At 68.1% G+C, this 19,704-nt stretch carries 17 protein-coding genes and 1 pseudogene; 11 read left to right on the top strand and 7 right to left on the bottom strand.

Annotation, left to right across the window (positions count from 1 at the left end; all coding sequences use genetic code 11):
- Positions 1-61 precede the first annotated feature (61 nt).
- Both FHT32_RS20150 and FHT32_RS20145 read left to right on the top strand, forming a co-directional pair.
- A complete protein-coding gene (locus tag FHT32_RS20150; protein ID WP_176666363.1) occupies positions 62-1,852 on the top strand; it encodes an acyl-CoA dehydrogenase in 1,791 nt (596 codons plus the stop codon).
- An 83-nt stretch (positions 1,853-1,935) separates the two neighbouring features.
- Positions 1,936-2,094, top strand: a pseudogene (locus FHT32_RS20145) (ketopantoate reductase C-terminal domain-containing protein); the annotation flags it as partial.
- Between the two features lie 116 nt (positions 2,095-2,210).
- Here the strand turns inward: FHT32_RS20145 and FHT32_RS20140 are convergent.
- Positions 2,211-3,620 (bottom strand): PLP-dependent aminotransferase family protein, encoded by a 1,410-nt coding sequence (locus FHT32_RS20140; RefSeq protein ID WP_176666362.1) that lies wholly within the window; start codon positions 3,618-3,620, stop codon positions 2,211-2,213.
- 171 nt (positions 3,621-3,791) lie between these two features.
- Here FHT32_RS20140 and gabT point away from each other — a divergent pair, with 171 nt between their 5' ends.
- From gabT to FHT32_RS20105, 7 genes are all read left to right on the top strand, one after another.
- Positions 3,792-5,084, top strand: coding sequence for a 4-aminobutyrate--2-oxoglutarate transaminase (gene gabT / locus FHT32_RS20135; RefSeq protein ID WP_176666361.1), 1,293 nt, complete (start codon positions 3,792-3,794; stop codon positions 5,082-5,084).
- 27 nt (positions 5,085-5,111) lie between these two features.
- A complete protein-coding gene (locus FHT32_RS20130) occupies positions 5,112-6,218 on the top strand; it encodes an ABC transporter ATP-binding protein (RefSeq protein WP_176666360.1) in 1,107 nt (368 codons plus the stop codon).
- A 76-nt stretch (positions 6,219-6,294) separates the two neighbouring features.
- Positions 6,295-7,323 carry an ABC transporter substrate-binding protein gene (locus FHT32_RS20125; protein WP_176666359.1) on the top strand — a complete coding sequence of 343 codons (1,029 nt, stop codon included), beginning with the start codon at positions 6,295-6,297 and terminating at the stop codon, positions 7,321-7,323.
- Positions 7,324-7,357: 34 nt separating this feature from the next.
- Positions 7,358-8,614, top strand: a complete 1,257-nt coding sequence (locus tag FHT32_RS20120; RefSeq protein ID WP_176666358.1) for an ABC transporter permease — start codon at positions 7,358-7,360, stop codon at positions 8,612-8,614.
- Positions 8,615-8,636: 22 nt separating this feature from the next.
- The gene (locus tag FHT32_RS20115) at positions 8,637-9,455 is read left to right on the top strand and encodes an ABC transporter permease (RefSeq protein ID WP_176666357.1); all 819 of its coding nucleotides are present in this window, start codon (positions 8,637-8,639) and stop codon (positions 9,453-9,455) included.
- 14 nt (positions 9,456-9,469) lie between these two features.
- On the top strand, positions 9,470-10,435 hold the full coding sequence (speB, locus tag FHT32_RS20110; RefSeq protein ID WP_176666356.1) for an agmatinase: 966 nt from the start codon (positions 9,470-9,472) through the stop codon (positions 10,433-10,435).
- A 61-nt stretch (positions 10,436-10,496) separates the two neighbouring features.
- Entirely contained in the window at positions 10,497-11,975 is a 1,479-nt protein-coding gene (locus FHT32_RS20105) for an NAD-dependent succinate-semialdehyde dehydrogenase (protein WP_256099073.1), read from the top strand.
- Positions 11,976-12,195: 220 nt separating this feature from the next.
- Here the strand turns inward: FHT32_RS20105 and FHT32_RS20100 are convergent, their stop codons facing one another.
- The 5 genes from FHT32_RS20100 to FHT32_RS20080 form a co-directional block, all read right to left on the bottom strand.
- Positions 12,196-13,167, bottom strand: a complete 972-nt coding sequence (locus FHT32_RS20100; protein WP_176666355.1) for a tripartite tricarboxylate transporter substrate binding protein — start codon at positions 13,165-13,167, stop codon at positions 12,196-12,198.
- A gap of 116 nt (positions 13,168-13,283) precedes the next feature.
- A complete protein-coding gene (locus FHT32_RS20095; RefSeq protein WP_176666354.1) occupies positions 13,284-13,598 on the bottom strand; it encodes a nuclear transport factor 2 family protein in 315 nt (104 codons plus the stop codon).
- Positions 13,599-13,611: 13 nt separating this feature from the next.
- A complete protein-coding gene (locus FHT32_RS20090) occupies positions 13,612-14,460 on the bottom strand; it encodes a fumarylacetoacetate hydrolase family protein (RefSeq protein ID WP_176666353.1) in 849 nt (282 codons plus the stop codon).
- 159 nt (positions 14,461-14,619) lie between these two features.
- A complete protein-coding gene (locus FHT32_RS20085) occupies positions 14,620-16,131 on the bottom strand; it encodes a bifunctional 3-(3-hydroxy-phenyl)propionate/3-hydroxycinnamic acid hydroxylase (protein WP_176666352.1) in 1,512 nt (503 codons plus the stop codon).
- Positions 16,124-16,681: a VOC family protein gene (locus FHT32_RS20080; protein ID WP_176666351.1), complete on the bottom strand. Its 558-nt coding sequence runs from the start codon at positions 16,679-16,681 to the stop codon at positions 16,124-16,126. Before FHT32_RS20080 ends, FHT32_RS20085 begins: the two co-directional genes overlap by 8 nt.
- A gap of 145 nt (positions 16,682-16,826) precedes the next feature.
- Here FHT32_RS20080 and FHT32_RS20075 point away from each other — a divergent pair, with 145 nt between their 5' ends.
- Positions 16,827-17,816, top strand: a complete 990-nt coding sequence (locus tag FHT32_RS20075; protein ID WP_176666350.1) for a tripartite tricarboxylate transporter substrate binding protein — start codon at positions 16,827-16,829, stop codon at positions 17,814-17,816.
- 359 nt (positions 17,817-18,175) lie between these two features.
- On the opposite strand, the gene FHT32_RS20070 is transcribed toward FHT32_RS20075, so the two are convergent.
- Entirely contained in the window at positions 18,176-18,913 is a 738-nt protein-coding gene (locus FHT32_RS20070; protein WP_176666349.1) for an IclR family transcriptional regulator, read from the bottom strand.
- Between the two features lie 171 nt (positions 18,914-19,084).
- On the opposite strand from FHT32_RS20070, the gene FHT32_RS20065 reads away from it, so the two are divergent.
- A complete protein-coding gene (locus FHT32_RS20065; protein WP_176666348.1) occupies positions 19,085-19,603 on the top strand; it encodes a hypothetical protein in 519 nt (172 codons plus the stop codon).
- The last annotated feature ends 101 nt before the right edge of the window (positions 19,604-19,704 follow it).

The raw sequence follows: 19,704 nt of genomic DNA, 5'->3' as shown, positions 1-19,704 counted from the left end.
CCTGTTCGGGAGGGGCCGAGTCCTTCTTTTACTTTGGATCTGCTTCGAAAGAAAAATCGAGATGAGTTACGTCGCGCCCCTTAAAGACATGCTGTTCGACATCGAACACCTGGCCAACATCGGCGAGATCGCGAAGCTGCCGGGCTTCGAGGACGCCGGCCTGGAAACCGCACAGGCCGTGCTCGAAGAATGCGCGCGCTTCAACCAGGACGTGATCGCGCCGCTGAACGTGGCGGGCGACCGCGATCCCTCGTCGTTCAAGGATGGCGCGGTGACCACCACGCCGGGCTTCAAGGAAGCCTTCGCGCAGTACGTGGCGGGCGGGTGGCAGGGGCTGCAGCATCCGGCGGACTTCGGCGGCCAGGGCCTGCCCAAGACCATCGGCGCGGCCTGCGGCGAGATGCTCAACTCGGCCAACATGAGCTTCGCGCTGTGTCCGCTGCTGAGCGACGGCGCCATCGAGGCGCTGCTCACCGCCGGCTCCGACGAACTCAAGGCCACCTACCTCGAAAAGCTCGTGAGCGGCCAGTGGACCGGCACGATGAACCTCACCGAGCCGCAGGCCGGCAGCGATCTCGCCATGGTGCGCAGCCGCGCCGAGCCGCAGCCCGACGGCACCTACAAGGTGTTCGGCACCAAGATCTTCATCACCTACGGCGAGCACGACATGGCGGAGAACATCGTGCACCTGGTGCTCGCCCGCGTGGCCGGCGCGCCCGAAGGCGTGAAGGGCATCAGCCTGTTCGTCGTGCCGAAGTTCCTCGTGAACAAGGACGGCTCGCTCGGTGAGCGCAACGACGTGCACTGCGTGAGCATCGAGCACAAGATGGGCATCAAGGCGTCGCCCACGGCCGTGCTGCAATATGGCGACCACGGCGGTGCCATCGGATATCTCGTGGGCCAGGAAAACCGCGGCCTCGAGTACATGTTCATCATGATGAACTCGGCCCGCTACGCGGTGGGCATGCAGGGCATCGCGATCGCCGAGCGCGCTTACCAGCACGCCGTGGCCTACGCGAAGGAGCGCGTGCAGAGCCGCCCGGTGGACGGCTCCATCAACACCAGCGCGCCGATCATCCATCACCCAGACGTCAAGCGCATGCTGATGACGATGCGCGCCTACACCGAAGGCTGCCGCGCGATGTCCAGCGTGGCGGCTGCCGCCTACGACGCCGCGCACCATCACCCTGACGCCGACGCGCGCAAGCAGAACCAGGCCTTCTACGAATTCATGGTGCCGCTGGTGAAGGGCTACAGCACCGAGATGAGCCTCGAAGTGGCCTCGCTGGGCGTGCAGGTGCACGGCGGCATGGGCTTCATCGAGGAGACCGGCGCGGCGCAGTACTACCGCGATGCCAAGATCCTGACGATCTACGAAGGCACCACCGCCATCCAGGCCAACGACCTCGTGGGCCGCAAGACGGCGCGCGACGGCGGCCAGACGGCGAAGGCGATCGCCGCGCAGATCGAGAAGACCGAGGCCGAGCTGGCCAAGCTCGACAACCCCGCCGCGGCGGCCGTGCTCAAGCGCCTGAAGGCCGCGCGCGAGGCCTTCGTCGAGGTGGTCGATTTCGTGGCGGGCCAGACCAAGGCATCGCCCAACGCGGTGTTCGCGGGCAGCGTGCCCTACCTGATGCTCGCGGGCAACCTGGTGGCCGGCTGGCAGCTCGCGCGCTCGCTGATCATTGCGCAGGACCTCGCCTCGCGCAGCTTCGACACCGACTTCATGCTGGCGAAGATCGCCACCGCGCGCTTCTACGCCGAGCACATCCTCAACAAGGTGCCGGGCATGCGCGACAGCATCGTCGACGGTGCCGAGAGCGTGACGGCGCTGGCGCTCGAGGCTTTCTGAAGCAAGGACGCAAGCCTCTTCCCCCGCGCGACGAAGGTCAAGCCCGGTGGCTCTCTCCTCTGCTGCCGAAGCCACGATTCACAATCGCGCTAACCTTTGAGGCCGCCCGCATGAACATCACATCCATCCTCACCGATCGCGAAGCCGGCAGGCCGCTCGAATGGGACATTCGCAATGGTGTGGTCTCACGTCGCGGCCGGGCTCACGGCATTCCGACGCCGATCAGCGACGGCCCTGGCTGATTGCCAGCCTGCGCTCTCCTTGCTCCCACGTACCGTGGGGCCTGCCGCTGGCGTCCTCGGCGGAGTCGTCAGCATGGACTCCTCGTCGAGCCGGCCCAGTCCCGCCCCACCCCGGCTCAGTCGGCCGGACGCTCCTCGATGCTGCGCTCCAAGAAGCGCCAGAGGCGCTCGTCCTCGCTGAAGGCGACGTTGAAACGCAGCCAGCCGGTGGGATGCGGGTTGACCAGGAACAGCTGGCCCGGGCCGAGCATGATGCCCTGGGTCGCGGCGCGCCGAGAGAGTTCGGCGCTGTCGGTGATGTCCGGATGCCGGGCCCACAGGTACATGCCGGCCGCAGGCTCATGGAACAGCTCGAAGCCCAGTCCGCTCAGCCGCCGCGCGACACTGCCATGCGCCTGCGCGAGGCGCTCGCGCAGCGCCTTGAGATGCTTGCGCCAGCGGCCGTCGGTCACGGTGCCGAAGGCCAGGCGCTCAGTGATGTCGGACGATGTGAGGCCCGAGATCATCTTGAGCTGCGCCAGCTCGTCGAGCAGCTCGGGCTGGGCGACCACGTAGCCGACACGGATGTTCGGCGAGATGGTCTTCGAGTAGCTGCCCACGTAGACCACGCGGCGCAGCTGCCCCAGGCTCGCAAGCGAGGGGCGCATCGACGCGTCCATCTCGGCGTAGATGTCGTTCTCCACCAGCGTGAAGTCGTGCGCCTGCGCCAGCTGCAGCAGTTGCACCAGCTGCGGCAGCGAGGCCATGGAGCATGTCGGGCTCTGCAGCCGCGGCTGCGTGAAGAAGGCCTTGGGGTGGTGCACCGCCAGCAGCGCCTCGAGCGCGGGCATGTCGTAGCCCGTCGGAGTGCGCGGCACGCCGACGATCTCTACGCCCAGGAAGCGCAGCATGAACATCAGGTTCGGATAGCCGGGATCGTCCACGAGCACCCGGTCGCCCGGCTTGAGCAGGCGGCGCGCGACCAGGTCCAGCGCCTGGCTCGAGCCCTGGGTCAGCAGCACCTGGGCGGCCTCGACCACGATCTGCTGTTCCGAAAGCGCCTCCGCCGTCGCCATGCGCAGCGCCATGTGGCCGAAGGGCAGGCCATAGCCGCCGATGTCGCTGCCTTCGGAAGCCAGATGGCGCAGGCTGCGGCGCATGCCGTCCTCGAACAGCCAGTCGTGCGGCAGCCAACCGCAACCGGGCTTGAGCGGCAGGTTGCGGTTCTCGAAGATCTGCTGGAGGTACCAGCGCGCGTCGAAGCGGGGATCCGCGCGGGGCACGCTGGCGGTGCCGACAGCACTCTCCTCGCTGCGCCGCTTGACGAAGAAGCCGGCATTGGCGCGCGAGACCAGCAGGCCCTGGGCCACCAGCCGGTCGTAGGCCTCGACCACCGTGAAGACGCTGACGCCGTGGGCGGCGGCGAAGGCACGGATCGACGGCAGCTTGGTGTCGGCCTTGAGCTTCTGGGCGCCGATCAGTCCGCGCAGCCCTTCCACGATCTGGCTCACCAATGGCGTTGGCTGTTCGGGGCGAAGAATGAGCATCGGGGTGTCTCCGGCGGTCCGGCCTGCACCATATTGAGGAAAGTATGTACAGGATACAAGACCAGTACAGTCCTCCGGACGACCGCTTCCGGTGTACATGGCCGGTCCGGATCGGGCGACCTAGAGTGCCGGCATTCCTTTCCTCCCAGCACTCAAGCACAGGTCGTCCCCATGCAACGCGAACCCCACCTCAGTAATGCCGCCCTCATGGCCCGCCGCAGCGCGGCCGTCGCGCGCGGCGTCGGCCAGGCCCATGAAATCTTCGTCAGCCGGGCCGCCAACGCCGAGCTCTGGGACGTCGAGGGCCGCCGCTACATCGATTTCGCCGGCGGCATCGCGGTGCTCAACACCGGCCACTGCCACCCCGAGATCACGGCCGCCGTCAAGGCGCAGGCGGACCTCTATTCGCACACCTGCTTCCAGGTGCTTGCCTACGAGCCCTACGTGGAACTGGCCGAGCGGCTGAACGCGCTGGCGCCGGGCCAGTTCGCGAAGAAGTCGATCTTCCTGAGCACCGGTGCCGAGGCGGTGGAGAACGCGGTCAAGATCGCCCGTGCCCACACCCGGCGACCCGGCGTCATCGCCTTCACCGGCGGCTACCACGGCCGCACGATGATGACGCTGGGCCTGACCGGCAAGGTGGCACCCTACAAGGTCGGCTTCGGCCCCTTCCCGGGCGAGGTGTTCCATGCGCTCTACCCGAACGCGCTGCACGGCGTGAGCGTCGACGACGCGCTGCATTCGGTCGAGCTGCTGTTCAAGAACGACATCGAGCCCGAGCGCGTGGCGGCCTTCATTCTGGAGCCCGTACAGGGCGAAGGCGGCTTCTACGTGGCGCCCAACGACTTCGTCGAAGGCCTGCGCGCACTGGCGGACCGCCACGGCATCCTGATCATCGCCGACGAGGTGCAGACCGGCGCGGGCCGCACCGGCACCTGGTTCGCCAGCGAACAGTGGCCCGTGGCGCCCGACCTGATCACCACCGCCAAGTCGATGGCGGGCGGCTTCCCGATCTCCGGCGTGGTGGGCCGCGCCGAAGTGATGGACGCCCCCGCGCCCGGCGGCCTGGGGGGTACCTATGCCGGCAGCCCCATCGGCTGCGCCGCGGCGCTCGCGGTGCTGAAGGTGTTCGACGATGAGCAGCTGCTGGCGCGCAGCCGCGCGCTGGGCGAGCGGCTCACGGCCGGCCTGCGCCGCATCGCGGCCGGGGTGCCGGCCATCGGCGACGTGCGGGGGCTCGGCGCCATGGTGGCCATCGAGCTGTTCGAGGAGGGCGACACCGCCCGACCTGACGCGGCGCTGACCCGCAAGGTGGTCGCGGAGGCGGCGCGGCGCGGGTTAATCCTGCTGTCATGCGGCACCTACGGCAATGTAATTCGCGTGCTGGTGCCGCTCACGGCATCCGACTTGCTTGTGGACGAAGGCCTGGCGCTTCTCGCGGACAGCTTCGCCGCACTGCGCTGATCGACCGATCCTTTGCCGACATCCTCCATGACTGCTGAACCCTTGGTGCGCTTCCAGCGCGTTCAGAAGACCTACGACGGCGAGCACCTGGTGGTGCGCCAGCTCGACCTGGACATCCATCGCGGCGAGTTCCTGAGCCTGCTCGGGCCTTCGGGCTCGGGCAAGACCACCACGCTGATGATGCTGGCGGGCTTCGAGTCGCCGACCTCGGGCGAGATCCTGCTCGACGGCCGGCCGATCACGCGCACGCCCCCGCACAAGCGCAACTTCGGCATGGTCTTCCAGAACTACGCGCTGTTCCCGCACCTGAGCGTGGGCCAGAACGTGGCTTACCCACTGACCGTGCGCAAGGTGCCCAAGGACGAGCAGCAGCGCCGCGTGCAGCGCGCGCTCGACATGGTGCAGCTGCGCGGCATGACCGACCGCCTGCCCGGCCAGCTCTCGGGCGGCCAGCAGCAGCGCGTGGCGCTGGCGCGCGCGCTGGTGTTCGAGCCCCAGCTGGTGCTGATGGACGAGCCGCTCGGCGCGCTCGACAAGCAGCTGCGCGAGCACATGCAGCTCGAGCTCAAGGACCTGCACCGGCAGCTGGGCGTGACCTTCGTCTACGTGACGCACGACCAGGGCGAGGCGCTCACCATGAGCGACCGCGTGGCGGTGTACAACGAAGGCGTGATCCAGCAGCTGGACACGGTCGACCGGCTCTACGAGGCGCCTTCCAACCGCTTCGTGGCCGGCTTCGTCGGCGACAACACCGTGCTGAAGGGCCAGCTGAGCCCGCAACAGGGCCATGGCGGCGGGCATGCCGAGATGAGGCTGCCCGACGGCCGCGTGCTGCGCGGGCTCAACGTGAGCGGCGCGGCTTCGGGCGCGGCCGTCGAGGCCTGCATCCGCCCCGAGCGGGTGGTGCTGCACCGCCGGGCGGACGTGCAGCGCGCCAACATGCTCGACGCCGAGGTGGCGCGCGTCATCTACTTCGGCGACCACCTGCGGCTGCTGTGCAGCGTCGGCGCGGGCCAGGCCGAGGCCACGGTGAAGCTGCCGCTGAGCGGCCTCGACGGCGCCGCCGCGCCGCAGGCCGGCGAGGCGGTGGTGCTCGAGTTCCCGACGGCGCATGCGCGCATCTACGCCCCCTGACCCCGGCCGATTGCCGTTTCCTCGTTCGCGTTCCCTTTCTCCTTCCATTACTCCATCACCCCAGGAAGACTCCACCATGAAAAAGACCCTCCTCGCCTGTACCGTCGCCGCCAGCTTCGCCCTGCCGGCCTTCGCCCAGCAGCAGCTCACCGTGGTCAACTTCGGCGGCGCCAACGCCAATGCCCAGAAGAAGGCCTACTACGAGCCCTTCGAGAAGACGGGCACCAAGATCATCCCGGTCGAATACAACGGCGAGCAGGCCAAGATCAAGGCCATGGTGGAGACAAAGAAGGTCACCTGGGACGTGGTCGAGGTCGAGTCGCCCGACGCCGCGCGCGGCTGCGACGAGGGCCTCTTCGAGAAGCTCGACTATTCCAAGATCGGCAGCAAGGCCGACTTCCTGCCGGCCGCCGTCACCGACTGCGGCGTGGGCCTGTTCGTGTGGTCGACCGTGATGGCCTACAACGGCGAGAAGCTCAAGACCGCGCCCACGAGCTGGGCCGATTTCTGGGACGTGAAGAAGATCCCCGGCAAGCGCGGCATGCGCAAGGGCGCGCGCTACAACCTCGAATTCGCGCTGATGGCCGATGGCGTGAAGCCGGCCGACGTCTACAAGGTGCTCGGCACCAAGGAAGGCGCCGACCGCGCGTTCAAGAAGCTCACCGAGCTCAAGCCGAACATCCAGTGGTGGGAGGCCGGCGCGCAGCCGCCGCAGTTCCTGGTGGCCGGCGACGTGGTGCTGACCACCGTCTACAACGGCCGCATCGACGCGGCCAACCGCGAAGGCCGCGACCTCAAGATCTACTGGCCCGGCGGCATCTACGACCTGGACTACCTCGTGATCCCGAAGGGCGCGCCGAACAAGGAAGCCTCGCTGAAGTACATCCAGTTCGCGATGCAGCCCGCCAACCAGGCGGTGTATGCCCAGAACATCGCCTACGGCCCCACCAACACCAAGGCGCTGGCCTCACTCAGCCCGAAGATCCTGGCCGACCTGCCGACCTCGTCCACCAATGCCAAGGACGCGCTGCAGTTCAACGTCGGCTTCTGGGCCGACCAGGGCGAGGCGCTCGAGAAGCGCTTCGCGGCCTGGGCCACGCAGTAAATAGACCGACGAACCAGCGAACGCGAAAGAGGCCATGCACGCGGCAACGTCTGTTCCCCTGGTTTCAGCGGAAGCGCCCCCCGGCGAACTGCGGCGCGCACTGGCGCGCGCCGAAGCCCGCCGCAAGTGGCGCGCCTTCGCACTCACGGCGCCGCTGCTGGTGTTCCTGCTGCTGACGCTGCTGGTGCCCATCGTGGCGCTGCTGCAGCGGGCGGTGGAGAACCCCGAAGTGGCCAACGCGCTGCCGCGCACCGTGCGCGCGCTCGACGGCTGGAACCGCAAGGAGGCGCCTGCACCCGCAGCCTATGCGGCCATGGCGGCCGATCTGGGCCAGCTGCCCGACAGCTCCGACGCGGGCGCCCTGGCGCGCCGCCTCAACACCGAGATCGCGGGCGCCCGCTCACTGGTGATGGGCGCCTTCAGGGCGCTTCCGATCACCGGCACGCCGGAGGAGATCAAGGCGCGCATGCTGGAGCTCGATCCTCGCTGGGGCGAGGCGCCGTACTGGCAGGCGATCGCCAAGAACGGCTCGCGCTGGACGCCCGACTACCTGCTCGCCTCGGTCGACCTGCGGCGCGACGTGGCCGGCGAGGTGGAGCGCATGCCCGCCGACCAGCGCGCCTTTGCCGGCATCCTGCTGCGCACCTTCCAGATCAGCGCCGTGGTCACTTTCTTCTGCCTGCTGCTGGCCTATCCGCTGGCGTGGTGGCTGTCGACGCTGCCGGCGCGCAAGGCCAACGTGCTGATGATCCTGGTGCTGGTGCCGTTCTGGACATCCATCCTGGTGCGCGTGGCCGCGTGGATCGTGCTGCTGCAGTCCGAGGGGCTGGTCAACCGCGGCCTCATGGGCCTCGGCCTGATCGAGCAGCCGCTGGCGCTGCTGTTCAACCGCACCGGCGTGATCATCGCGATGGTGCACATCCTGCTGCCCTTCATGATCCTGCCGCTGTACAGCGTGATGAAGAGCGTGCCGCCCACCTACCTGCGCGCGGCCGTCTCGCTGGGCAGCTCGCCACTGGCGGCCTTCTTCCGCGTGTACGTGCCGCAAACCTATCCGGGCATCGGCGCCGGCGCGCTGCTGGTCTTCATCCTCGCCATCGGCTACTACGTGACGCCGGCGCTGCTCGGCGGCGCGGACGACCAGATGCTGAGCTACTACATCGCGCGCTACACCAACGTCGAGATCAACTGGGGCATGGCCTGCGCGCTGGGCGCGGTGCTGCTGGTCGCCACGCTGGTGCTGTACGCCGTGTACCGCCGCATCGGCAAGGCCGAGCTGAGCCTGGGCTGAGCAGCCAGAAAGACACACAGTCATGCTGAAGCTTCCCCAATTCCCGGCCTACGCCACCTTCGCCGACAAGCTCGGCTGGTGGCTGGTGCGCGCCGGCTGCGTCGCGGTGCTGGCCTTCCTGCTGGCACCGATCCTGGTGGTGATCCCGCTGTCGTTCTCCGACAGTTCGTTCCTGGCCTACCCCATTCCGGGTTGGTCGCTGCGGTGGTATCGCAACCTCTTCGAATCGCCCGAGTGGGCGCGTGCAGCGCGCAACAGCTTCATCGTCGCGCCGGCTGCCACGTTGCTCGCCACCGTGCTGGGCACGCTCGCCGCGGTAGGGCTGTCGCGCACGAACTTCGCGTTCAAGGGCCTGCTCATGAGCGTGCTGATCTCGCCGATGGTGGTGCCGATCGTAGTGGTTGGAGTCGCCACCTATCTCTACTTCGCACCCCTCGGACTGGCCGACACCTACCTCGGCCTGATCGTGGTGCATGCGGCGCTGGGCGCACCCTTCGTGCTGACCACCGTGCTCGCCACGTTGGCCGGCTTCAACCAGAACCTGGTGCGCGCGTCGCTGAGCCTGGGCGAGACACCATTCAGGACCTTCATGCGCGTCACGCTGCCGGTGATTGCGCCGGGCGTGATCTCGGGCGCGCTGTTCGCCTTCGCCACCTCCTTCGACGAAGTGGTGGTCACGCTGTTCCTCGCGGGGCCGGACCAGGTCACGCTGCCGCGGCAGATGTTCACCGGCATCCGCGAGAACATCTCGCCCACCATCGCCGCAGTGGCGACGCTGCTGATCGTCTTCACCACCGCGCTGCTGCTCGCGCTCGAATGGCTGCGCGGACGGCGGCGCTGAACCCACGACACCCGATGCCGACCACCACCACCACGACACCGAACCAGCCGCTCGGCGGCAACACGATGCCGCGCTTCGCCGGCCCGGGCACGATGATGCGGCTGCCCGGCGCCACATCCCCCGAAGGGCTGGACGCCGCCTTCATTGGCGTGCCGCTGGACATCGGCACCTCCAACCGGCCGGGCGCGCGCTTCGGCCCGCGCCAGATCCGCGCGGAGTCCGCACTGCTGAGGCCCTACAACATGGCCACCGGCGCGGCGCCCTTCGACAGGCTGAACGTGGCCGACCTGGGCGACGTGCCGATCAACACCTACTCGCTCGACAAGTCGCTGGCCATCGTCTCGGCCTTCTACGACACGGTGCTGGCCGCCGGTTGCGCGCCGCTGACGCTGGGCGGCGACCACACGATCGCGCTGCCGATCCTGCGCGCGGTGGCGCGCCAGCACGGCCCGGTCGCGCTGGTGCACGTGGACGCGCACGCCGACGTCAACGACGACATGTTCGGCGAGCGCATTGCCCACGGCACGCCGTTCCGGCGCGCCGTCGAAGAGGGCTTGCTGGCCTGCGACAAGGTCTGGCAGATCGGCCTGCGCGGCACCGGCTACGCGGCGGACGATTTCGACTGGCCGCGCGCACAGGGCTTCACCGTCGTGCAGGCGCACGAGGTCTGGTACCAGTCGCTCGCACCGCTGATGGCGCAGGTGCGCGAGCGCATCGGGCCGACGCACCCGGTCTACATCAGCTTCGACATCGACGGGATCGATCCATCGTTCGCCGGCGGCACCGGCACGCCCGAGATCGGCGGGCTCACCGTGCCGCAGGCGCTGGAGATCGTGCGCGGCTGCCGCGGCCTGAACGTGGTGGGCGCCGACCTGGTGGAGGTCAGCCCGCCTTACGACACGAGCGGCAACACCGCGCTGCTGGGGGCCAACCTGCTCTACGAAATGCTCTGCGTGCTTCCGGGCGTGCCCTACCGCTGACACTGGCGGCGCGCCGCCGCCGCTCTTTTTCTTTCCTCGAGACAACACGACACACGAGACCATGGACGACAGGACTTCTCCCCTTGCACTGCTGAACGACCCCACCCTGCTCAAGACCGATGCGCTGATCGCGGGCGAATGGGTCGCCGGCGCCAGCCGCTTCGACGTGAACGACCCGGCCACCGGCCGCAAGCTGGCCGACGTCGCCAACCTCGTGCGCGCGGATGCCGCGCGCGCCATCGCCGCGGCGGACAAGGCGCTCGCCGCCTGGCGCGGCAAGACCGGCAAGGAGCGCAGCATCGTGCTGCGCAAGTGGTTCGACCTGCTGATCGCCCACACCGAAGACCTCGGCCGCCTGATGACCGCCGAGCAGGGCAAGCCCTTCGCCGAGGCCAAGGGCGAGGTCGCCTACGGCGCGAGCTTCATCGAGTGGTTCGCCGAAGAGGCCAAGCGGGTGAACGGCGAGGTATTGCCGCAGTTCGACAACAACCGGCGCCTGCTGGTGCTCAAGCAGGCCATCGGCGTGTGCGCGGCGATCACGCCGTGGAATTTCCCGCTCGCGATGATCACCCGCAAGGTGGCGCCAGCGCTGGCTGCGGGCTGCACGGTGGTCATCAAGCCGGCCGAGCTCACGCCGCTGACCGCGCTGGCCGCCGCAGAGCTGGCCGTGCGCGCCGGCATTCCCGCGGGCGTGCTCAACGTGCTCACGGCCGACAGCGCCAACAGCATCGCGATCGGCAAGGAGCTGTGCGAGAGCGACGTCGTGCGCCACCTGAGCTTCACCGGCTCCACCGAGGTGGGCCGCATCCTCATGAGCCAGTGCGCGCCGACGGTCAAGAAGCTGTCGCTGGAACTGGGCGGCAATGCGCCCTTCCTGGTCTTCGACGACGCCGACGTGGATTCGGCGGTCGAGGGCGCCATCGCGAGCAAGTACCGCAATGCCGGCCAGACCTGCGTGTGTGCGAACCGGCTGTACGTGCAGGAAGGCATCTACGACGCCTTCGTCGAGAAGTTCGCCGCCAGGGTCAAGGCGCTCAAGGTCGGCAACGGCTTCGAGGAGGGCGTGGTGCAGGGCCCGCTGATCGAGGATGCGGCCCTCGACAAGGTGCAGCGCCACGTCGACGACGCCGTCGCCAAGGGCGGCAAGGTGCTCGCGGGCGGCCACAGGCTGCAGGGCCAGTTCTTCGAGCCGACCGTCATCGCCGAGGCCACGCCCGACATGCTGTGCGCACGCGAGGAAACCTTCGGGCCCTTCGCGCCCGTGTTCCGCTTCAAGACCGAGCAGGACGGCATCGACGCGGCCAACAACACCGAGTTCGGCCTCGCGAGCTACTTCTACACCCGCGACGTGGGCCGCATCTTCCGCGTGGCGGAGGCGCTGGAATACGGCATGGTCGGCATCAACGCTGGCGTGATCGCCACCGAGCACGTGCCCTTCGGCGGCGTGAAGCAGTCGGGCCTGGGCCGCGAAGGCTCACACCACGGCATGGACGACTACGTGGAGATCAAGTACCTCTGCCTGGGCGATATCCGGCGCTGAACGCAGCACAGGTGCGAAGTCGTCCTCCGGGCCAGCCGCGGTGGTCGTGACGGAGCCATCGGCAGGCGAATCGGACGGGGATTCCTGCCGCACCACAACCCCGGAAGCACGAGTACTTGACGACGGCTCATCGCGTCCCGGGCCGATGGCCTGGGCGAGCGAGCAGACGATCTCGCCGATCATGGAGTCTGTGGCAGAACAGGACGCAGACGCGGTCCGTTCAGCGCGCGGCCAACCCGAGACGGCGCAGCGTGGCTGCCTTGGAGCGGCTGTCTTCGCGCAGTTGATGCTCGAAGGCTGCACCGGGGCGGAAGTCCACCACTTGGTTGGCCCCGCGGGCCCAGTCCTGGTAGCGCGGCGAAGCCACCGCTTGCCGGCAGGCTGCTTCCAGCCGCGCGACCACGGCGTCCGGCGTACGAGCGGGCGCCAGCAAGCCGCCGAAGCTGGCCTGCACCACGTCCACGCCCGACTCCTTCAGCGTCGGCACATGGCCGAAGGCGGGGTGTCGCCGGTCGGCATAGACCGCAAGCAGGCGCAAGGCGCCGCTGCCGAGCTGGCCGGTGATGGAGCTGATCAGCACGGCACCGAATCCGAGGCGACCGGCCAACAGATCCTGCAGCATGGGTGCATCGCCCTTGTAGGGCACGTGCGCCAGGCTGACATGGGTCACCGCCTCGATGTCCGCGGTGCCCAGGTGCGGGATGGAGCCTGTGCCGGAGGTGCCGTAGCTGACACCGCCCGGGTCCTTGCGCGCCGCCGCGAGCAGGTCGGCCATGCTGCGCCAGGCCGAATCCGCCGGCACGGCAACGGCGAAGATGTTGTCGAACACCTGGCACACGGGCCGGAAACTGTCGAGCCCATACGCCAGCTTGAGCCGATGCGGCTCGCTCGACAGCGGCACCGCCGGCGTGAAGGCCAGCGTGTAGCCGTCGGCCTGGGCGCTCGCCACGGCATTGAGACCGATGGTGCCGGCCGCGCCATCGCGGTTGCTCACCACCACCGGTTGGCCCAGCTGTTCGGACAGCGCCGCACCGAGGTTGCGGGCGTTGAGGTCGAGGCCACCGCCAGCGGCAAAGGGCACCACCATGTGCACAGGGCGGTTCGGGAAGTCCTGCGCCGAGGCGCAGAGGGCCAGGGCGGCCAGCAGCAGTCCGGGCACGGCCCTCCCGGTAGCACGCAGCAAGTCGATCATGGGTTGTCTCCCGATAGTTGTGAGGCCGAGGCGGGCGCCCCGGCCGGGCCGCTTCAGCTGGCCGGCGAAGCGGTGCCCTGGCAGGCAGCCAGTTCCCAGTCCGTCCCTTGCCGCCGCTAGACGGCCAGGTAGCTACTGGCGACCTGCCGCAGCTCGCCGCCGCGCAGCACCTCGGCCCGCATCTCGCCCGCGACGATGACCGCATCGCCGCAACACGACACGGCCAGCGGTGCAAGCTCGAGTTGCCGATAGGCGATGACGCCCGTGGCGAGCTTGTGCAGCAGGCTGCCGCGCGAGTCGACCGTGCCGGTGGAGTGCACGTAGCGGAGATCGGGCGCGAGCAGCGCGCCCAAGGCTTTCACATCGCCGGCCAGCATGGTGTCGCGGCGGCGGGCCTCCAGCGCGCGCAGATCGTCGTCGACACTCGTCATGGCGCGGCGCTCATCACTCGTCGCGGATGCCGTTGCGCAGCACGCCGATGGCGTCCACCTCGATCTCGCACACATCGCCCGGCTTCATGAACACCTGGGGCGTGCGCTTGTTGCCCACGCCGCCCGGCGTGCCCGTGACGATCACGTCGCCGGGCTCCAGCGGGATGAAGGCCGAGATGTAGGCGATCTGGCGCGGGATGCTGTGCACCATCATGTCGGTGGTGGCGCGCTGCATCTCCTGGCCGTTCAGGCGGGTGACCAGCGTCATCTTCTGGTCGGGCGCGATCTCGTCGGCGGTCACCATCCAGGGACCGAAGGCGCCGGTCTTCCAGAAGTTCTTGCCGGGCGCCCATTGCGAGGTGTGCAGTTGCCAGTCGCGCACGCTGCCGTCGTTGTAGCAGCTGTAGCCGGCGATGTGCGACCACGATTGCGCCTCGCTGATGTGCCGGCCGCCCTTGCCGATGACGATGGCGATCTCGCCTTCGTAGTCCAGCCGCTGCGAAACGCCGGGGCGCACGATGTCCTCGCCGTGGGCCAACTGCGAATCGGCCACGCGCAGGAAGATCACGGGCTTCTCAGTCGCCTCCTTGCCGGTCTCGCGGATGTGCTCGCCGTAGTTCAGGCCGATGCAGAAGATCTTGCCGGGGTTGGGAATGACCGGCAGCAGCCGAACCTCCGACAGCGGCACGGTGGCACGCGCGGCATCGACATGCGCCGCCGCCTTGGCGGCCAGGCCCGCAGCGATGAAGGCCTTGAGGTCCGGTGCTTGTGCACCGAAGACTTCGCGCAGGTCGACCACGCGGTCGCCCACGACGGCACCGTAGCTGTCCTTGCCGTTGTACTGGTAGCTGATGAGTTTCATGGTGGTTCCTTTGGATTGAGAAGGTGGGAGGTTCCAGGCCGGCCGACCCGGGCACCGCGTCGCGGCCACGTGGTCAAGCGGACTTTTTTCAGGGTCGACGCTCGCCTGCCGTGAGAGATCGATCGCGAGGAAGGCGGACCGGGCGGATCGCGTGGATCGTCATGGCGCCACCGGCAGGTGCTGGGAGATGCGGTCGAGCTCGGCCTGCGTGCGCGCCACGCCAACGATGTAGCGATCGGGCCGCAGGATCACGGCCCCTGCTTCGTGCCTGCGCAGCCACGCGTCGAGCTGAGCGTCGGGCTGGTCGATGACGAGGGCCTCGCTGCGGGCCCAGCGCTCGGCGGTGGCCGGTGCCACGCGCTCCAGCAGCGCGCGCCGGCCGATGACGGCGCTGCGGCGGCCGAGCAGTTCGTCCAGCAACCGGCCGTCATCCAGGCGCGGCTGGGGGAACGGGCGGCCAGCCAGGTCCTGCTGCTGCGCGTCGAAGGCGCCCTGGCCCAGCAGCTGCGGCGGCAGTTCGAAGACCTCGGGCTCGCCGTCGACGAATCGCGCATCGCGTTCGGCCGCGGCGGCCGGGTCGGTGGTCTGGATGATGCCGCCCAGGCGCACGGCCAGCTCGATCAGTGCGCGCACATGCGGCTTGCGCTCTGATTCGTAGGTGTCCAGCAGCGATTCGGGGGCGCGTCCGCCGATCACGGCATCCAGCTTCCAGCCCAGGTTGGAGGCATCGCGGATGCCCGCGCACATGCCCTGTCCCAGGAACGGCGGCGTCTGGTGGCAGGCATCGCCCGCCAGGAACAGCCGGCCCTGGCGCCAGCCGTCGGCGATCACCGAATGGAAGGTGTAGATGGCCGCGCGCTCCAGCCGCGCCTGTGCAGGGCTCACCCAGGGGGCCACCAGTTTCCAGAGATTGTCGGGCTGCACCAGCGCCTCGCAGTCGTCGTCGGGCAGCACCATGATTTCCCAGCGGCGGCGGTCGCCCACCACGTTGCAGTAGGTCATGGGCCGACGCGGATCGCAGTGCTGCACCGTGTGCGGCGGCAGGTCGAGCGCCTCGTTCAGCACCACGTCGAACACCAGCCAGGGCTGGCGCAGGCCGAGGTCCACCATCGGGCTGCCGATGTGCTGGCGCACCGGAGAGCGGGCGCCGTCGCAGCCGACCACCCAGCGCGCGCGGGCCTCGAACGCCGGGCCGTCATTGCCGTGGCTGTCGCCCTGACGGCAGTGCAGCGTCGCGCCGTCGCCGTCCGCTTCAATGGCGCTCAGCGTGGTCCGCGGCCGGACATCCACCTGCGGGAAGCGCGCCAGCCCTTCGCGCAGCACCGCTTCGAGCTCGGGCTGGTGGAAGTAGTAGTTGTTGGCGCAGCCGTGCGGCCCCAGTGCCGCGGTCCCGCCGCGGATCAGCAGGGTCTGCCCCGCGCCGTTGACGAAATGCATGCCCTGCGTGCCCGGCCGCGAGATGGCCAGCACCTGCTCGCGCAGTCCCGCCGCCTGGAAGATGCGCAGCACCTCGCCGTCGTAGTGGATGGCCCGTGGCAGCGGAAAGATGCCGGCCTCCTTCTCGATCACCAGCACCGAGCGGCCGGCCGCACCCAGCAGGTTGGCCAGCGTGGCACCGGTCGGGCCCAGGCCCACGATGGCCACGTCGTACACGGGCGGGCGCTCAGACATTCTGGTCTTCCTGCATGCGGCGCGCGACCTCGGCCTGCCACTGGACGCGGGTCATGAACTTGGGGAAGCGCTTCGCGATGGCCTCGGCCCGGGCCAGGATGGCCTCGTCGGACTGAGACAGGTCGATGGGCTCGCGCAGCGGCTGGTCGCAATACCAGGGCGTGTCCATGAACAGTTCGAGGCGGTTGCCCTCGGGGTCGCGGCAGTAGACGGAGACCGCGTTGCCATGCGTCACGGGGTGCATGTCCGTGGCGCCCTCGTCCAGCAGCCGGCCATGGAAGGCGCGCAGCGTTGCCAGGTCGGGCACGCGAAAGGACAGCTGGTTGACCACGTTGAAGGCCATGTCCGCCGGTCGGCCGGTCGCCAGGACCAGTTGGTGATGCTCGTTCGGGTCACGGCTGAGGAAGACCAGCCGCACCGGACCCAGGTCGCCTGCGTCGGTCTGGGTGAATCGCAGGGCGCGCTTGTAGAAGCCGGCCATGCGGTCCAGGTCGGTGACGTACAGGCCGATGTGACTGAACTGCAGCTGGAGAGGAGATTTGGATGGCATGGATTGTCTTCCTTCGATAACGAAGCATCTCTTTTCTGGATTCGACAAACAAATCATATCTCAATTATCTTATTTTGATAATTGACATGTTTTTCGTATGATCCCGTCGCGTGCAGCCTGCCCGCATTCGCATATGGAGACATTCATGACCCCCATCCAAAAGCTCGTCGCGGCGGCCGCGGCCTTCCCGCTGGCAGCAGTGCTGGCGCTGTCGGGCACCACTGCCAATGCCCAGCCCGACTACCCCACCAAGCCGGTGCGCATCATTGCCCCCTTCCCCGCGGGCAGCGGGCCCGACGCCAATGCCCGCGAACTGGCGGCGGAGCTGACGAAGATCCTGGGCCAGACCTTCTACGTGGAGAACCGTCCGGGTGCCTCGAACATCATTGGCACCGAGGTGGCGGCCAAGGCGCCCAACGACGGCTATTCGCTCTACATCGGCACCACGAGCTCGCTGTCGGTGGTGCCGCACCTCTACGGCAAGCTGCCCTTCAATGCCGAGCGCGACTTCGCGCCCATCAGCCTGCTGGGCGTGCTCAACACCGGGCTGATCGCCACTCCCTCGGTGCAGGCGAAGGACGCGCGCGAACTGATCGCGCAGCTCAAGGCCAGGCCCGACTCGATCAACGTGGCCACGCAGGGCATCGGCAGCTATTCGCACCTGTCGGCGGCGTGGTTCAACAGGGAGGCCGGCGTGAAGTCCAACCTGGTGCCCTACAACAGCAACAGCCCGTATGCCGACCTGCTTGCCGGCCAGATCCAGCTGATGTTCGACGGCCTGCCCGCCGCGGCCACCAACGTGCAGGCGGGCAAGCTCAAGCTGCTGGCCATCACCGGCCGCGAGCGGCACCCGAGCTTCCCCGGCGTGCCCACCTTCGCGGAACAGGGCCTGCCCGACTACACGCCCATCGCCTGGCAGGGCCTGCTGGCGCCCGCCGGCACCGCACCGGCCATTCTTGAAAAGCTCAGCAGCGCCATGGCCAAGGTGTGCCAGTCGCCCGAGCTGGCGAAGAAGTGGCGCGACTACGGCGGCGAGCTGCGCTGCAACACGCCGGCCGAATTCACCGCCTTCATCCAGGCCGACCGCGCGATGTGGGGCAAGGTGATCCGTGCCGCGGGCGTCAGGCTGGACTGAGGACGCATGACGCCCGTGTCTCTTGCGCTTGCCCGGATCGCGGGGCCCGACCGGCGCCACGGCACCCACGTCGAGGTCTGCTGACCATGCGCTCTCTCTCTCAAACAACGACCTGGTCGACGGCGACGGTTACGCCACACGCGTGGTGGCACATTCCGCGCTCACCTTTGCCGTACCGGCCGGACTCGGTCTGCATGCCGCCGCCGAGCTGCCCGAGGCGCTCTTCACTTGTGGCACAACTTCTTCGGCGTTGCGGCCCTGAGGCCGGAGAGCAGGTCTCAGCCAGAGCTCATCGTGCCGGTTGTGAAGAGACGGCGCAGGTCGACAACGCGCCGGCTGAACGCTGCGCCGTAGCTGGCCTACGCCAGCCGCCCTCCGATACGCGAGGCGCCCTCGGTGATCAGATGAACGATCTTTTCGAGATCGACGATGGCCAGGCGCGACGTATCGAAAACCAGCGAGATCGCGGCCCATGCGCCACCGTCGGTCTTCAGGATCGGCGCGGCCACCGCCGCAAGCTGTGGCTCGAGCTCACCGATCGATACGTAGTGGCCTGCCTTGCGAATCGCCGCAAAGCCACGGCGGAATTCGCTCCAGTCCGCGGGCAATCCGCTGCGAATGATTTCGTCGTGGCGGGCGTCGAAGACCTTGCGCAGTTGCGCTGGCGTGAAATTGGCCAACAACACCTTCGGTGCCGCGCCTTGGAACAATGGGCGGGGGCGTCCACGCCCATAGGCGAGGGCGGCTGGAGCCCCTCCCATCTCGCGATGCGTGTCCAGGGCCTGCATCCCAAAGAGGCCGGAGAGGACGCAGTCGAACCCGGTCGCGGCGACCAGTTCGCGCATCACCGGAATGCCCTCGCGCAGCACCGGGTCCGCCTTGCGGATGTAGTGGTCGAGCAGGATGATGCGAGGTCCCAATGCGTAGTGCGAGTCCTCGACGCGTTGCAGCAGACCGGCTTCGAGCAACATCCGCACATAGCGATAGCCCGTTGGCAGCGACACGTCCAGTGCCGCCGAAATGTCGTCCGCAGTGCGCGTCAGGTGCGTGTCGTCGAAAAGATCGAGGACTCCCAACATGCGTCCCAAGCTGGACATGGATTTTTCCGGCACGCAAATTTCTCCAGGATGTAATGACGCGACAAGGAGGTGCTGCGAGATGCGATCCAGCTCGTGCCCCTTGCGCGACGCCGACAATATATCGGGCCGGCGTACTGGCCCGAGTCGAGGCCATACGTCTCGATCTGAGCTGACACACTGGAGTCGCCGATGAGTTTGCTTCGCAGGGCCGTTGCGCTGGTCATCTTCCTGGGTTCGGCCTATCTCGCGATCCGGATGCGTTCGGACGGTTCCGGGCTGGCAGCAATCCTTCTCATCCCGGCAGTGCTCGTCGCGTTCTTCGCGCTCGCGATGGTCCTGTTCGACCTCCCCGTCCTCGGAGATAGATCGTTCGAGGACAGCGGTTTCGAGCGCACCGTGCTGTCGCCATGGCAGTTGAAGGTCTTCGGCATCTTTCTCGCCTTCCTCTTCGGCGGTGCACCTCTCTTCATTGCCGTGCGAGGCCTCTCCAGAGGCGTCATTCCCGCCCCCTGGGGAGCTCCAGATATCGTGCTGGCCCAGGCGCCATTTGGCTTTCTGCTTGCGTGTGCGCTCTTTGCCGGAGCCGGTGCGGTACTCGCTGTGCTGATCATGAAAGGGGCCGGGCGAGCCAGCGGCTCAAAGCCGCCATATCCCAGATCGCCAGCGGGGACGCGAAGTGGACGGGACAAATCCGGCCGGCGACGGTGACAGCGCGTCGGCCGTCGCGTTCAAGACACCGTCGCTGCCAAGTGCTGCGCGACATCGATCGACAACATCGAACCGGACACCAAACCATCGGACAAGTCCCT

This window comes from Variovorax sp. SG517 (assembly GCF_013376045.1).
Taxonomy (GTDB): Bacteria; Pseudomonadota; Gammaproteobacteria; order Burkholderiales; family Burkholderiaceae_C; genus Variovorax.
The sequence above is the reverse complement of the archived record's forward strand: the minus strand, read 5'-3'. Positions and strand labels throughout refer to the sequence as shown.

Bases quoted from the DNA above. Each gene is read 5' to 3' on its own strand.
- FHT32_RS20080 (WP_176666351.1), bottom strand. From the start codon at position 16,681: ATGCCATCCAAATCTCCTCTCCAGCTGCAGTTCAGTCACATCGGCCTG.
- FHT32_RS20065 (WP_176666348.1), top strand. From the start codon at position 19,085: ATGAGTTTGCTTCGCAGGGCCGTTGCGCTGGTCATCTTCCTGGGTTCG.
- FHT32_RS20120 (WP_176666358.1), top strand. From the start codon at position 7,358: ATGCACGCGGCAACGTCTGTTCCCCTGGTTTCAGCGGAAGCGCCCCCC.
- FHT32_RS20070 (WP_176666349.1), bottom strand. From the start codon at position 18,913: ATGTCCAGCTTGGGACGCATGTTGGGAGTCCTCGATCTTTTCGACGAC.
- FHT32_RS20150 (WP_176666363.1), top strand. From the start codon at position 62: ATGAGTTACGTCGCGCCCCTTAAAGACATGCTGTTCGACATCGAACAC.
- FHT32_RS20085 (WP_176666352.1), bottom strand. From the start codon at position 16,131: ATGTCTGAGCGCCCGCCCGTGTACGACGTGGCCATCGTGGGCCTGGGC.
- speB (WP_176666356.1), top strand. From the start codon at position 9,470: ATGCCGACCACCACCACCACGACACCGAACCAGCCGCTCGGCGGCAAC.
- FHT32_RS20105 (WP_256099073.1), top strand. From the start codon at position 10,497: ATGGACGACAGGACTTCTCCCCTTGCACTGCTGAACGACCCCACCCTG.
- FHT32_RS20090 (WP_176666353.1), bottom strand. From the start codon at position 14,460: ATGAAACTCATCAGCTACCAGTACAACGGCAAGGACAGCTACGGTGCC.
- FHT32_RS20115 (WP_176666357.1), top strand. From the start codon at position 8,637: ATGCTGAAGCTTCCCCAATTCCCGGCCTACGCCACCTTCGCCGACAAG.
- FHT32_RS20140 (WP_176666362.1), bottom strand. From the start codon at position 3,620: ATGCTCATTCTTCGCCCCGAACAGCCAACGCCATTGGTGAGCCAGATC.
- FHT32_RS20130 (WP_176666360.1), top strand. From the start codon at position 5,112: ATGACTGCTGAACCCTTGGTGCGCTTCCAGCGCGTTCAGAAGACCTAC.
- FHT32_RS20125 (WP_176666359.1), top strand. From the start codon at position 6,295: ATGAAAAAGACCCTCCTCGCCTGTACCGTCGCCGCCAGCTTCGCCCTG.
- FHT32_RS20100 (WP_176666355.1), bottom strand. From the start codon at position 13,167: ATGATCGACTTGCTGCGTGCTACCGGGAGGGCCGTGCCCGGACTGCTG.
- FHT32_RS20095 (WP_176666354.1), bottom strand. From the start codon at position 13,598: ATGACGAGTGTCGACGACGATCTGCGCGCGCTGGAGGCCCGCCGCCGC.
- gabT (WP_176666361.1), top strand. From the start codon at position 3,792: ATGCAACGCGAACCCCACCTCAGTAATGCCGCCCTCATGGCCCGCCGC.
- FHT32_RS20075 (WP_176666350.1), top strand. From the start codon at position 16,827: ATGACCCCCATCCAAAAGCTCGTCGCGGCGGCCGCGGCCTTCCCGCTG.